The 14,040-nt window shown below is 58.8% G+C and carries 11 protein-coding genes; 4 read left to right on the top strand and 7 right to left on the bottom strand.

All coding sequences use genetic code 11. The annotated features are described in order from the left end of the window. Nucleotides 1-124 precede the first annotated feature (124 nt). The 5 genes from HY795_04900 to HY795_04880 form a co-directional block, all read right to left on the bottom strand. Nucleotides 125-904 carry an amino acid ABC transporter ATP-binding protein gene (locus tag HY795_04900; protein ID MBI4804554.1) on the bottom strand — a complete coding sequence of 260 codons (780 nt, stop codon included), beginning with the start codon at nt 902-904 and terminating at the stop codon, nt 125-127. Then, a complete protein-coding gene (locus HY795_04895; GenBank protein MBI4804553.1) occupies nt 891-1,850 on the bottom strand; it encodes an ABC transporter permease subunit in 960 nt (319 codons plus the stop codon). The genes HY795_04900 and HY795_04895 overlap by 14 nt, the downstream gene beginning before the upstream one ends. Nucleotides 1,851-2,162: 312 nt before the next feature. Next, nucleotides 2,163-2,951 carry an amino acid ABC transporter substrate-binding protein gene (locus HY795_04890; protein MBI4804552.1) on the bottom strand — a complete coding sequence of 263 codons (789 nt, stop codon included), beginning with the start codon at nt 2,949-2,951 and terminating at the stop codon, nt 2,163-2,165. A 253-nt stretch (nt 2,952-3,204) separates the two neighbouring features. Next, on the bottom strand, nt 3,205-3,690 hold the full coding sequence (gene greA / locus HY795_04885; protein MBI4804551.1) for a transcription elongation factor GreA: 486 nt from the start codon (nt 3,688-3,690) through the stop codon (nt 3,205-3,207). Between the two features lie 129 nt (nt 3,691-3,819). Then, nucleotides 3,820-4,323: a hypothetical protein gene (locus tag HY795_04880; GenBank protein MBI4804550.1), complete on the bottom strand. Its 504-nt coding sequence runs from the start codon at nt 4,321-4,323 to the stop codon at nt 3,820-3,822. A 430-nt stretch (nt 4,324-4,753) separates the two neighbouring features. On the opposite strand from HY795_04880, the gene HY795_04875 reads away from it, so the two are divergent. Next, entirely contained in the window at nt 4,754-5,950 is a 1,197-nt protein-coding gene (locus tag HY795_04875) for an HDOD domain-containing protein (protein ID MBI4804549.1), read from the top strand. A gap of 115 nt (nt 5,951-6,065) precedes the next feature. On the opposite strand, the gene HY795_04870 is transcribed toward HY795_04875, so the two are convergent. Then, nucleotides 6,066-6,512: a CreA family protein gene (locus HY795_04870; GenBank protein ID MBI4804548.1), complete on the bottom strand. Its 447-nt coding sequence runs from the start codon at nt 6,510-6,512 to the stop codon at nt 6,066-6,068. Between the two features lie 113 nt (nt 6,513-6,625). Here HY795_04870 and HY795_04865 point away from each other — a divergent pair, with 113 nt between their 5' ends. Next, nucleotides 6,626-6,835 (top strand): plasmid stabilization protein, encoded by a 210-nt coding sequence (locus HY795_04865; protein MBI4804547.1) that lies wholly within the window; start codon nt 6,626-6,628, stop codon nt 6,833-6,835. On the opposite strand, the gene HY795_04860 is transcribed toward HY795_04865, so the two are convergent. Continuing rightward, entirely contained in the window at nt 6,832-9,696 is a 2,865-nt protein-coding gene (locus HY795_04860; protein MBI4804546.1) for a PAS domain S-box protein, read from the bottom strand. The genes HY795_04865 and HY795_04860 overlap by 4 nt on opposite strands. Before the next feature lie 517 nt (nt 9,697-10,213). On the opposite strand from HY795_04860, the gene HY795_04855 reads away from it, so the two are divergent. Further along, entirely contained in the window at nt 10,214-12,604 is a 2,391-nt protein-coding gene (locus HY795_04855) for a DUF3365 domain-containing protein (protein ID MBI4804545.1), read from the top strand. Continuing rightward, nucleotides 12,597-14,024 (top strand): sigma-54-dependent Fis family transcriptional regulator, encoded by a 1,428-nt coding sequence (locus tag HY795_04850; protein ID MBI4804544.1) that lies wholly within the window; start codon nt 12,597-12,599, stop codon nt 14,022-14,024. The genes HY795_04855 and HY795_04850 overlap by 8 nt, the downstream gene beginning before the upstream one ends. Nucleotides 14,025-14,040 lie beyond the last annotated feature (16 nt).

The raw sequence follows: 14,040 nt of genomic DNA, 5'->3' as shown, positions 1-14,040 counted from the left end.
TCAAGGCCAGGTTTCAGGAACGCGGAGGTCTCTTGTCTGGGATGCCACGTGTCACGCGGCGAAGGCATTTTCAAGGGAAGAAGGGAAAATGAGTCGGCCAAGCTGTCGGTAGACGAAGGCCTGGCTACATGATCTTGTCGATGAAGGCCCGAATCCTTGGCAGTTCGCAGTCGTGGCCGAAGAACTTGGCCGGCGGGTCCGCCAGCAGGATGCGCCCGGCCTCCATGAAGGCCACGGTATCCGCCACTTCGCGGGCGAAGCCCATGTTGTGGGTCACGATGACCATGGTCATGCCTTCATGGGCCAGATTCTTGATGGCTTCGAACACTTCGCCGACCAGTTCCGGATCCAGCGCCGAGGTGGGCTCGTCGAAAAGCATGAGCTTGGGGCGCATGGCCAGGGCCCGGGCGATGGCCACACGCTGCTTCTGCCCGCCGGACAGGGTGGCCGGGAACCGGTCCGCCTTGTCGGCCATGCCCACCTTGCCGAGCACTTCCATGGCCAGATCCCTGGCTTCAGACTTGTTCTGGCCTAAAACCGTGACCGGCCCTTCCATGACGTTTCCGGCCACGGTCATGTGCGGGAAGAGGTTGAACTGCTGGAAAACCATGCCTATCTGGGTGCGCAGGGCGCAGAGATTGGCCTGCTTGTCCAGTACGAGCTTGCCGCCGACGTGCCGGTAGCCCGCGCTTTTTCCCTCGAAGCGGATCTCGCCAGAGTCCACGGTTTCCAGAAAGTTCATTGCCCGAAGCAGGGTGGATTTCCCGGACCCGGACGGTCCGATGATAACCACCTTCTCGCCGCGCGAAACGGTGATGGAAACATCGTCCAGGGCGTCGTGCTCGCCGAAGCGTTTGCGCAGGCTTATGCACTCGATAAGGGCGTTTGGGTCAGCGCTGTTCATAGACTCCCACCTTTGCCTCGACGCGCTCGAACACGAAAGTGAACACGGTGGTGAAGAAGAGGTAGATCACGCCGGCCAGAATGATGGCCGTGACGTTGAAATACGTGTTGAACATCTGGTCCGCCGCTCGCATGAGCTCAACCATGGCGATGGTGGACACCAGGGCGGTGTCTTTTATGAGCGCGGTGAATTCATTGGCGATTGGGGGGATGAGCCTCTTGTAGGTCTGGGGCACGATGACCCGGCGCATGGCCTGGCCGTAAGTCATTCCCAGGGCTTTGGCCGCTTCCATCTGGCCGTGCGAGATGGATTCGATGCCAGCGCGGATGATTTCTGCGAGATAGGCCGAGTAGTTCACCCCAAGGCCGATAAGCGCCGCCGACAGAGGCTTCAGGGTTATCCCGAGCGATGGCAGACCATAGTAAATGAAGAACAGCTGCAAAAGAAGCGGGGTTCCCCTGAAAAGCCAGATGATGAACCAGCACGGGATGCGCAGCATCCTGATGGAGCTTATGCGCCCAAGGGCGATGATGAGTCCGCCGATGGGCGAAATGAGAATTGTGCAGAACACCAGGAGAAGGGTCATGCCGGCGCCCGAAAGGAGCGACGGCAAGAACCGCCAGCAGTCTTCGAAGAAACGCTTCCAGGCGGGCAAGCGTTCGCGTTCGATGGAGGCGATGGTGTTCTTGGCTTCGGCGTGTTCGGTGTAGTGGGCCAGCACGTCGCGGGCGGCCTGGATGGCTCCGTCGTAGTCCTTGCTGGCTATGCGCAGGCGGGCCACCTGCATGCGGGCATTGGCGTAGAGGCCTTCGTCGTCGGCTTCGGATGTCGGAGCCGGAACCTGGAGAAAGGCGGCCTCGGCTTCTTCCAGGCGTCCCTCGGCCATGGCGTCGCGGCCCTGGCGCATGAGCGTCTCGGAGTCAGTGGCGTGGGCCAGAGAAGCCATGAGAAGAAGGAGCACGGTGAGGATGAGACGGGGCGTCGCTCGGCGCCTTGGCAGGGCTCCGCCCTGCACCCGCCAGGGGGATGATCCCCCTGGACCCCGCAATAGGGCCGCGTCCCGCGTCCCGGATGGGTGAGCGGATATCGCCGTGTCGTTTTTGCGACGAGTAAAAAGAGCGGAAGCAGTTGCGGGAATGCGGTCCACGGTATTGACGCTCACGACGCGAAGCTCATTGAAAGTTTTTGAAGGGGGTGCGGGGGGAAACTTTTTTCAAAAAGTTTCCCCCCGCTTTCTCTTATACTCGATTCTTTACTCTTACCACTTCTTTGGGTTGGTGATGTCTTCCCCGAACCACTTCTTGCTGATCTTGCCCATGGTGCCGTCGGCAACCATCTGGTCGATGGTCTTCTGGACCATGTCCTTCAAGTCCGCCTCGCCCTTGCGGAAGGCGATACCGAAGGGCTCCTTGGTGATGAAGCCGGGCAGGACCTTATACTTGCCGGGGGTGGTGGCCACGAAGTAGCGGCCGGAAACGTTGTCGATGACCACGGCGGCCAGGCGGCCGGAATCGAGGTCCAGGAAGGCCTTGGGGTTGACGTCGTACTCCTTCACCTCGGAAGCGGCTTTGGGGAGCTTCTTGGCGGCTTCCAGCGCGGGAGAACCCTTCTGCACACCCACGACCTTCCCGCCGAGTTCATCAAAGCCCTTGAGCTTGCTGTCGGCCTTCACCACGGCGATCTGGCCGTCCATGATGTAGGGGTTGGTGAAGAGCACCTTCTCGGCGCGTTCCTTGGTGATGGTCATGCCGTTCCAGATGCAGTCGAACTTCTTGGAATCGAGCGACAGGATCACGCCGTCCCATGCGGTGGGCTGCCAGACGATCTGGATGCCCAGGCGTTTGCCCAACTCCTCGGCGGCGTCGATGTCGAAGCCGACGAGTTTTCCGTCATCCTTCTTGAAACCCATGGGAGGGAAGGAGTCGTCGAGGCCGATGACCAGCTTGCCTTCCTTCTTGACCTTGTCCCAGGAGCCGTCGCCGGCCTGGGCCATACCGGTGAAGCCGCACAAAAGAAGTGCCAGAGCGAGAATCCAGATACGTTTCATGAAAGCCTCCTCAGAGATTGTATGGTGCCAATCCGTCCACTTTAGGCCCGGTGGTGCGGGCAAACCGAAAACCCGTATAGGAAGGGGGTGAATGTGGCAAGTGGGTGACAATGGCTTCCGTTTATTTCAGGCAGCGCTTTGGGGTGGTCATGATCAGAGGCAGGCTCTTGTACTCTGGCTTGCCAGAACGTGTATTGGCCGGGCAAAAAAAAGCCCCGGAATTGCCGGGGCCTTGTTGTGAGCTGGGAAGTGCCTACCAGGGCTGAGGGCCGTTGAAGCAGATGGAAACAATCTCGTATTGGATTCTGCCGCGCGGGGCTTCCACAGTGATCTCGTCGCCCGCTTCCTTGCCGATCAAAGCCTGGCCCACAGGGGAGAGGATGGAGATGCTGCCCTTGGCGGGGTCGGATTCGTCCGGACCGAGCAGGGTCCATGTTTTGACCTCGCCGGTGTTCACATCCTCTATCTCGACTGTGGCCCCGAATATGACCTTGTCGCCTTCGAGAGTGGCCAGGTCGATGACCCGGCTGGTGGCCAGGCGGGACTCCACATAGCGGATGCGGGCTTCAAGCATGCCCTGGCGGTCGCGGGCGGCGTCGTACCCGGCGTTCTCTTTCAGGTCGCCCTCTTCGCGGGCTTCGGCAATGGCCTGTATGACGGCAGGACGTTCATTCTTGAGGTCATGGAGTTCTTTTTCCAGACGTCTGAAGCCTTCGATGGAGATAGGTATCTGTTGCATGGTCGATTCCTCGGCTAGTCCCACGTGGGGACGCGAAAATAAAAAAAGGGTGGCCCGGAGCCTTTCGGCCCCGGGCTTGACCGGTTTTTAAAATAGCTCAGCAAGAACCTTGGGTCAAGAGCCGCCCGGTCAATGGGTCTTTTGGGAGCCCATCCGTTCCTGGTACTCTTTGGCTTTTGCCTGTCTGGCCTCCAGGATGGATTCCTCGACCCTTGAAAGCCGGGCGCACAGCGAGGCCGCGATTTCGGCCATGCCTTGACCGCCAAGCGACTCCAGGCTTTCCAGATCCTGCGCGATCACCTTTTCCATCCGTTCGGACTCCAGAAACATAACATACGCCAGGGCCAGGGCAGCGTTATTTTCCTCTGTCCCGTCGCAGAGTATTTCCACCTGTTGCTGTTCGGCGGTTTCAAAGAGCTTGTCCACGAACATGGTGATCCATTTCCTGTGCAGCTCCGGCAGAAGCGGCGGCACTGTCTCCGCCACGCATGCCGCCGCGTCCGGGGAGAGATCCGGCCGAACGGCTCCGAGCAATTCCCGAATGGCTTCCTGGCGTCCGTCTTGGGAATCGAGCGTACGCTGATAGAGGACTTTGTGAATATGAAGGCGGAAAACCGCCTGGCGAGGATCCATGTGAGAAGGTCTCCTTGTTGTTGGGAGCCCAAAAACTAACGTAGCGTGCCGACCGAGGCAACCCCAGGAACACGGGGGCGACGCGGATGGAGGGTATCCAGAAAAAATGCGTCCAGTCGCACGACTGCCTACCGGGATCCACCGGCTGGGGACGCATGCCAGTTGGGAATCCGGGCGTCGGCTTCTCAGTGCGGCGCCCAATCGTTCCGGAAAGGCTGAGTTGGTTTTTTCTTGACCGCACGCGAGTCATTGTAGAGATATTGCGGCTAAGAGTGCGATAGGGAAATACAGGGGAATTGCGCATGACTCATCCGTATTTGATTCAGAGGGCAGTGGTATGACCAAAAGTGCGTGCATCGATCAGACGTTTGGAGAAGGAGCCTTGGCCCGAGACTTTGTGATTGCTTCCCAGCCTATTTTTTCAAAAAAAATGGACGTTTTTGCGCATGAGCTTCTCTTTCGCAAATGCAGCGACGACGATGTCGCTGTGATCAGCAATTTCAATGACGCAACCAATCAGATAATCGCGGATGGTTTCGCCTTGGCCACGAAACGGCTCGGTCCTGCCGGGAGAGTGACTGTCAACGTTGGCAGCGGAAACATCTTGAGCGGAAACGTGATGGCCCTTCCAGCCGGCCGAGCTATCCTCGAAATCCCAAGCGATGCGAAGCCCACCGGGAAATTTTTGAGCGCCTGCAAGGAAATCAAGGACAAGGGGTATAGTTTTCTGCTGGATAACTACGGCCCGAAAAGCTCGGGCCTGGAAGAACTGGTGCCACTCATGGATTACATCAAGGTGCCGGTTTCGGGGTTGGATGGGAAAGGCGTGGCCAAAGTCCGCAAGGCGTTTCCCGGGTGGGAGGGGAAGCTAGTGGCATCCCGGATCGAAACCTGGGAAGAGTTTGAAGGGTGCAAATTCCTAGGCTTCGATTACTTTCAAGGCTTTTTTTTCTCGTACCCCCAAGAGATTGTCGGAAGAAGGCTCAGTTCCCATAAAGCGGCCAGGCTCAACCTTCTCCGGGTGCTCTCAGACGAAAATGCCGATTTCTCCCGCATCGTGGGCATCATTTCAACGGACCAGGCGCTGAGCGTCAGGCTTTTGCATTTCGTGAACTCCGCCGCGTTTTCACGGGGAAACAGGGTCGATTCCCTGGAACGGGCCGCTTCGCTGGTAGGCGTGAATTCATTAAAAAAATGGGCCATGACCGCAGCGCTCTCCGATCTCGACACCAGCGGTAAGGGGAGCGAACTCTCCTACCGGACCATGCACGGAGCCTTGTTTCTCGGGCTCTTGGCAGACAACTGCAATGGCATGTGCTTGGAACGCGAGACTCTCTCCCTGCTTGGTCTTCTGAGCAAAGTGGACGCCCTGATGGGGCTCAAAATGAAGGAAGTGGTGGAGGACATGCCACTTTTGCCCACCATCAAAAGCGCCTTGCTGCGCGACGCCAGGGAACCCATGTCCCGTTTCGTCATGCTGCTGGACGCCATCTGGCGCAACGACTGGAACGGGGCCCGGTCGCTGCTCAATGGCGTCGGAGTCCCGCTGAGTCTGGGAGCCAAGCTCTATATGCAGGCAGGGGAGCAGACGCAGGAACTGATCGACTCGCTCGAAGGCACCGCCTGAGCCTGCGCTCCCAAAGAACCTGGGGTTGGCGGGCATCACCCTGCGGTGAGTGATAATAAAGCGTTCGCGTCGTGTGTCCAACCTGACGCGCACCAGTGCCCGCCATGGAACGGCGTCAGCGGACAACCACCGTTGAGATGGCGTTCTTGGGCGAGCCGGCGATCACCTTGCGGCTGATGGCCAGATAGACCAGGGTCTTGCGCTTGGCGTCGTAGATGCGGGTAATCTCCGTGTCCTTAAAAAGCACCGAAGTCCCCTCGGAGAAAACCTTTTTGGTTTTCGGCATTTTGTCCGGAAGCGCGAAAGAGCAGGTCTGGCGGCATTCCAGGGAGAATTCGGAAGGATCTTCCGCAAGTCCGACCGCACCCGAGACACCGCCCTTGCGGGCCTGGCTCAGGTAACAGGTGACGCAGGGGAAGTCCGGATCGTCGAAGGCGTAGACGCAGACCTTGTGGTTGGCCCCCAGAAGTTTCCATTCAGTGGTAAGGCAGTCGATCTCCTCGGCGCTGGCCGCTGTGGTGGTCAAGAGAAGGCATAATGCAGCAAGAATCCGCTTGGTCATGGTCCCTCCAGAATTAGCGAAACATGGAATCCTTGTAGCGTTTCGCGGCATTTAGGTCGAGGGCTTGACCGTCTGCGTTTAGATACTATGGCAAACGGAAAGGGAGGTTCGCCATGGCCGGAATGAAAGTCGAGTTGCTCGAAGACGAGCTTCTGGGGGCACTCAGGCAGAGGGCGTCATCGAATGGAAGGTCATTGCAGGCGGAGATTCGCGATATCCTCAGACGGGAGGTTCTTCCTGACAGGGAACCAGCCTTGGGTAAGCTGGCGGAGAAACGCAAGAAGCTGGCCTCGAGAGCTTTCCCCGAGGGCGATACGGCTTAGGCCCGCTGTGCGTACTCAGGCGGGGGCTTGCCTTCCACCATGAATCGTCTTGCCGATGGCCCGTCAAGCGGCCTTGAGAAAAAGTAGCCCTGGGCGCTGCTGCAGCCGAGCGCCCGAAGCCTTTGCAACTGTTCCTTTGTCTCCACTCCTTCGGCTACAACGGCGAGTCCCAGATTGGCTGCCAGGACAATAATCGTCCGGACTATCTCCATGTTCTCGCGTTCGTCTCCCCCCCCGCTGATGAAGGACCGGTCGATCTTGAGTCCGCTGATCGGAAAACGCTGCAGATAGCTGAGCGACGAATAGCCGGTGCCGAAATCATCCACCAGAAGTTCGACGCCAAGGGCCTTGAGTTTGTTGAGCTTTTCCACGGAGTTTTTCGCATCCTGCATGATCACGCTCTCGGTAATCTCCAGCTTCAGGAGTGAAGAGTCCACATGGTGGCCGATGAGGCTGCGCCGGATGGAATCCACCAGGTCGGGTTGCCGGAACTGTTTGCTGGAGATGTTGACGCTCACGAAAAGGTTCTCGATGTCGGCGGTCTCCTTGCGCCATTGGTACAACTGGCGCAGAGCCTGATTGATGACCCATTCTCCCAGGGGAACTATGAGCCCTGTCTCCTCGGCCAGGGGAATGAACCGGGCCGGGGGGATCAGGCCGAATTGCGGATGGTGCCACCTGACCAGGGCTTCGAAGCCCTGCAGTTTGCCGTCGTTCACACTGACCACGGGCTGGTAGTGGAGAGTGAGATCACCATTTTTCAGGCCGTGGCGCAGCTCGTTCTCCATGCGCATGTTTTCCACGGCCATTTCGTGCATTTTGCGGGTGAAGGCCAGGCGGTCCTTGCCGGATTCCTTCGAGCGGTACATGGCGATGTCGGAGTCGCGCAGTATCTCTTCCGCGCTGGTGTAGCCCATCGTCTTGAGCACGATTCCTATGCTCGCCGCGCAGTATACCTCGTTCCCTGATACCTGGAAGGGGCGGTCCAAAGCTTCGCGGATCCGGTCCGCAACCTGAATGACCTCCCTGGCGGAAGCGAATTCCTCCAAAAGTATGGCGAACTCGTCTCCACCGAGACGTGCGACCGTATCCACGGAGCGCAGACAAGCTTCAAGCCGCCGGGCAATTCCCTTAAGCAGCAGGTCTCCGGCCAAATGCCCCAGGCTGTCGTTTATACGTTTGAACCGGTCAAGGTCCAAGAGCAGCACTGCGAACTGGTATCCCTGGCGACGTTTGCCGCGTTCAATTGCTCGCCCCAGGCGTTCGAGAAAGAGGTTGCGGTTGGGAAGGCCGGTCAGGGAATCGTGGAAGGCCTGATGGGTCAGCTGTGCTTCGAAACTCTTTCGTTCCGTAATGTCCTCGTAAATGAAGTAGCTTCCTTCGAACACGGCGCCGATCACAATGGGATAACCGTGAATGAATACGGGAATGAGCCCCCCGGCTTTGGACAAACGCACGGTCTCTTTGCTCACCGGTGCGCCAGTGCGCACGGTTCGCAGGGACTCCTCGACCTCCGCCTCCAACATCTGGGGAAGGATGAGTTTGCGGATATCATTATCCAATGCGTCTTCTTTTGAGTGGCCGAACAGTTTGGTGAAGGCTTGGTTGACGTTGACGATTTTCCCGGCGGGGTCCAGGAACACCATGGCCTGGGGCGAGGCCTCGAAAAGCATGCGCAGGTGGGCTCGCTCCCGTTCCAAGGCTCTGTCGGTTCTTTTTCTGGCGGAAACATCCCTGATGACAGCCGTCAGGAACGATTCGCCGTGGGCGTCGAATCGGTTGAGGGAAACCTCGGCAGAGAAGATTGAACCGTCCTTGCGTTTATGGATCCATTCGAAATTATGCGTCTCCCCGGACATGGCTTGCTCTTCTAATAAGGTGGCCAACTCGGATGAGGGTATGCCTCCTGCCTGAAACGGCGGAGAGATGTCCATGATGGAAAGCCCGAGCATGTCGCCAGCGGAGTAGCCGAACATCTCCAATGCCTTGAGGTTTGTCCCGGATATCATCATATCCTTGATGGTGAGGATGCCATCAGGCGCGGAGCGGATCAGGGACCGGTATCTTTCCCGGCTGGCCTTGAGAGCCTCCTCGGCCTGCTTGCGGGAGGTGATGTCTCTGAGTGTGCCCTCGTAGTAGGCCACTTCGCCGTCTGCATAGACCATTCGGGCCGTTTCGCTGACCCACACGACAGAACCGTCCAGCCGGCGAGCCTGGGATTCGAACCCGCTGATTTTCCCGGTTTCGGCTATGATCCTTGCGAATTCGTCCCTGCGGCCTGGTTCCAGGTAGAATTGCGTCCGGATGTCGAATGAGGATTCCATGAGCGCCTGGGACGACGAGTAGCCGAGTATTCTGGCCAGGGCCGGGTTGGCCGCGAGAAACCGGCCGTCCAGGCTGGTTTGGTAGATGCCGTCCACCGCTTCCTCAAAGATGGCTTTGTATTTGTCTTGCGCCAGCTTTAGATTGATTTTGGTGTCGCGCAGCTCTTGAATATTCGTATAGACGACGAAATGGGTTCGGTCGTCTGGCGTGTTCGAAGCTTTGAACCGCGTGACCAACACCTGGATGAGGCTGCCGTCCTTGCGGCAACGGGTGGTTTCGACCCTGCCTATGCCGTTCTGGTCAATGTCCGCGATCAAGCCAGCTACTTCGTGTTTCTTGTCTGGAGGGATGACCAAGTCGGAAATAGTCCTGCCAGACATCTCCTCCTGGGAATACCCGAAGAGGCGCACGAAGGCCGGGTTGGCAGCGATAATGGTGTTGTCCGCGGCGCACGCGCAAACAGCGTCCGGCACCTTGTCGAAAAGGTTCCAGAAGCAGGCATTGAAGTCGCCTTGGTATCCGATGAGCTCCCGCATGACGCCCCGATGTCAGGGTTGATTCAACGATCAACGTGAAGGGCCAAGTTCGCTCAAATCATCGTTGAAAGCATATATTTGAAAACGTTCGGAATGCAAACAAGAGAGGATGAGGCCAACGTGTGTCGTGGTGCTAACTCGTGTTGGCGCCAACGCCTGTTCCAATTGGCACCTCTCACAGCTTCAACTTGTACTATTGTCATGCTAAATCAAGTGGTTGGATGATGGGGGCAGGTTGGCGCGCGATTTGCTGCGTGTACTGTAGTTGGCGGTCGGGCTGGGTGTTGACGAAGGCGGCTTGCAGCCTCACTATGACACAGTCCCCCGTGCGGGGGGTGTTTTCTTGCACGGTCCGTCATGAACCCATCACGGCCACGACACTGAGTCTGGCCTGTTCAGACAGGGAGGTCACCCCCCTGTCTAGTTTCGATAAGCCCAGACGCTCACGGTGATGATCCGAGTGCATGTCAACGGGGGCGAAGCGGGATACTAAAATGATGTTGGAGAACCCTGTTTCGTGAAGCGCGTCACCCTTCAAACGAGACTCTATGTGCGCCTGCTGGCTGTGCTGTTGGGCATCGGCCTGCTGTTCGCGGTATCACTGAACCACTACCTGCGGGTTCTTTTAGAGACCGAGGTGGCTGATAAGGCGCACATGATCTTTTCCAACCTCCAGGCCATGCAGACCTACGTGCGTGAGACCCTGCGCCCCACCATGTATGAAATCCTCCCCCATGACGGGTTTGTCATGGAGGCCATGTCCACCTCCTACGTCACGCGCAAGGTCATGAGCGACCTGAATACCGCAAAGGACAAATTCACCTATCGCCGCGTGGCACTGGATTCGCGCAACCCCGAATATGGTGCCAACGAGATGGAGCGGAGCCTCATTGCCCACTTCAAGGACAACCCGGAGCAGCGGGAGACGCAGAAGTACTACCGTGTGGGCAACGAGGAATATTACATCACGGCCCGGCCGGTGGTCTTCGATGAGAGCTGCCTGGCCTGCCACGGCAACCCGGCGGACGCGCCGAAGGTGCTGCTGCTTCGTTATGGCGAAACGAGAGGCTTCGGCCGGCATGAAGGCGAAATAGCCGGCCTGGACAGCATCATCATGCTCGTGGACACCGAAGCCAACGCCATCAACCGAGTTCTCTTCGGGTTTATTCTGGTCTTCGCCTGCGGAACGCTGATTATCCTGGGCAGCAACCATCTCTTTTTCGACCGGATGACAGTGGTGAACATCGGCAGGCTGGCGGCGCTTATGCGCAGCCGTTTCCCGGCCGAGGCGGGAAAAACCTTGGATAGCAGGCCCGGGAGGCGCGGCGACGACATCGAGGGCATGATCGAGGACATGGAACGCTTCGCCGACTACCTGCGTGAAGCCCAGGAGCAGTTGCGCGACTATGCCAGCAATCTGGAGGACAAGGTTTCCAAACGCACTGCCGAAGCCAGACGCGAGGCCGAGGCCCGGGGGTCGGACGTGCGCCTGTTCCTCTACGTGCTGGAACTCTTCGTGAAAGGAACCGACCGGACAAGCCTTTTGGACAAGGCCCTGGAAGCGGCGGCCGGCCGCTTCGGGGCCGATGGAGCGAGTTTCAGCTGCTTCTATTCCATGAATGCCCGTTCCTGGCCGCTCAGCAAGCCGTGTGAGCATCTTGCGGAAGAGGAGCGCGCGGCTCTTTTCGAAGGAGGCGGGACCTTCACTGCCCGGAAGGCCGTGGTGGCCGTTCATGCGGCGGGGATGGTCCGCGGCGCGTTGGTGCTGCAATGGAATATCGCTGTGGAGCTTTCATCCCAGGAGCGCGAGGTCTTGAAGGCCTTCGGCCATCAGCTCGGCATCGCCCTGGAAAACCTGGAAGCCATGGAAAATCTCCTGCGCCAGAAGACCGTGTTGCAGTCAATACTGGAGGGCATTGCGGACCCGGTGTTCCTGCTTTCGTTTTCAGGCGATGTGATCCACGCCAACGAGAGCGCGAAACAGCTGCTCACTGAGTTGAAAAGCGTTGATGCCCTTGGATTTTCGAGCCTCGCCGCGGAGACCGCGCGGTCTCCGGAACTCACCATCCAGCGCGAGGCTCTGCTCCCGGGGGGGCGGTCGCTTACTCTTCGGGCCTATCCCATGGGGGGACTAGCCGGACCAGGGCGGACCATCGTCTACGCCCGGGACAACACCGCTGAAAAGACCATGATGGCCAAGCTCCAGCAGAGTGAGAAATCCGTTGCCGTGGGCATGCTTGCGGCCGGCATGGCCCACGAGATCAACAATCCCCTGGGCGTCATCCTCTGCTACGCCAGGTTGTTGTGGGATGACGGCTTGAGCCCTCACGCCAAGGACCTGGACATCATCATCCACCATACCCTCCAGGCCCAGAAGGTACTGGAAGACCTCATGCGTTTCGCCAGACCCAAACCCGAGACCGTCGGCGAAGTGGAACTGACGGCGACCGTTGAATTCATCGCCAGGGTTTTTCGGGGAAAAGCTTCCAAAACAGGCATATCAATTGAAACTGACCTGTCCGAGGGACTGCCCCTGGTACGGGCCAATACGTCAGCCCTGGAGCAGATTCTCAGCAACCTCATCCTCAATTCCCTGGACGCCCTTGAAGAGCAGCAGGAACAGGAACGGTCGGAGCCAGGGCGCATTCGCATCGAAGCAAAACAAAGCGACGCAACTGAGGTGCTGCTCATCGTGCGCGACAACGGTCCCGGCATCCCTGCCGAATACGTCAATCGCCTCTTCGATCCGTTCTTCACCACCAAGAGCGTGGGGCGGGGCACTGGCCTGGGGCTCTCCGTGGTCTACGGCCTGGTGCGCGATCTGGGCGGGCATATCGAGGTGGCGAGCGATCACGGCGCGGTGTTCACCATCCACCTCATGGTGGGTAAGGAAGTAATCGATGACTGACAGCATTTTCAGCGACGCCATCCTGGTGGTGGACGACGAGGCGCATTTCGCCAAAGGCATCGCCCGGTTGATCCAGAAAGGGTTCCCGTCCCATCCCGTGGTGGTGCGCTCCAATGCGGATGAAGCTCTGCAAGTGATAGAGGAGCGACCTTGCGCCTTGTTGCTCACGGATGTCCGCATGCCGGACCAGGACGGCTTCGCACTGCTGGAGAGAGCCATAACCATGGAACCGGCGCTCACGGTGGTCATGCTTTCCGGGTACGGCAACGTGGAAAGCGCGGTGAAGGCTCTCAAGAGCGGGGCCTATGATTTTCTCTCCAAGCCGGTGGACCAGGACGTACTCTATCGGGCCGTGGGCAAGGCCCTGGACCGGGCGGCGCTGGCCCGGGAGAATCTGAAGCTGCGGGAGGCCGTGGCCGCCGGAGACCAGCGTCAGTGCCTTATTGGCGAGAGTCCGGCAATCCGCCAACTGCGCGGAGAAATAGAAGCCGTTGCCCAGAACGACTACACGGTGCTCATCCTCGGTGAATCCGGATCTGGCAAAGAGATGGTGGCCCGGACCATCCACAGGTTGAGCAGGCGTGGTCACCAGCCCATGGTAAGTTTGAACTGCACCGCGGTGTCCGAACAGATTCTCGAAAGCGAGCTGTTCGGCCATGTGAAGGGCGCTTTTACCGGTGCTGTGAGCGCCAGGCAGGGGCTGTTTCTTGCCGCGGACGGATCGAGCCTTCTTCTGGACGAGATCGGGGATATCCCCTTGCACATCCAGCCCAAGCTCCTGCGCGCCCTTCAGGAAAAGGAAGTGAGGCCCGTGGGAGGCAGCGAGAACATCCGGGTGGACGCGCGCATCCTGGCTTCCACAAACCAACGCCTGGAAGCCAAGATGACCACGGGGGGGTTCCGCGAGGACCTTTATTACCGCCTGAACGTGCTCACCCTTCATGTCCCATCGCTTAGGGAGCGCTCCAAGGATATTCCCCTGCTGGCCATGCACTTCTTGGAACGCACCTGCGGTGAGCTGGATGCCTGCCGCAAGGAGCTGACCCCTGACGCCATGGATTTCCTCTGCTCCAGGCAATGGCCAGGCAATGTCCGCGAACTGTTGAACTTCGTGCGAAGAGCGGCAGTCTTTTCCACAGGGGATTTCATCACCGGAACGCAGTTGCGCCTCATGGACGCCCAGGTGAAGGCTCCAGGGGCTGGGTCGTCCGGATTCGAGCCGTATCTGGCGGCCAAGGACCGCGTGCTGGACGATTTCACCCGCACCTACATTTTGCACCTGATGGAGAGGTTCAAAGGCAACGTTACCCAGGCAGCGCGGGTGTCTGGCCTGGAACGTGTGTCGTTGCAGAAGATACTCAAACGCTTAAGTATCGATGCGGCCAGGTTCAGGCCGGCCGGAGAGTCACAGGAAGACTGAGAGAAGGGGGCCGGTC

The organism is Desulfovibrio sp. (assembly GCA_016208105.1).
Lineage (GTDB): Bacteria > Desulfobacterota > Desulfovibrionia > Desulfovibrionales > Desulfovibrionaceae > Fundidesulfovibrio.
The sequence above is the reverse complement of the archived record's forward strand: the minus strand, read 5'-3'. Positions and strand labels throughout refer to the sequence as shown.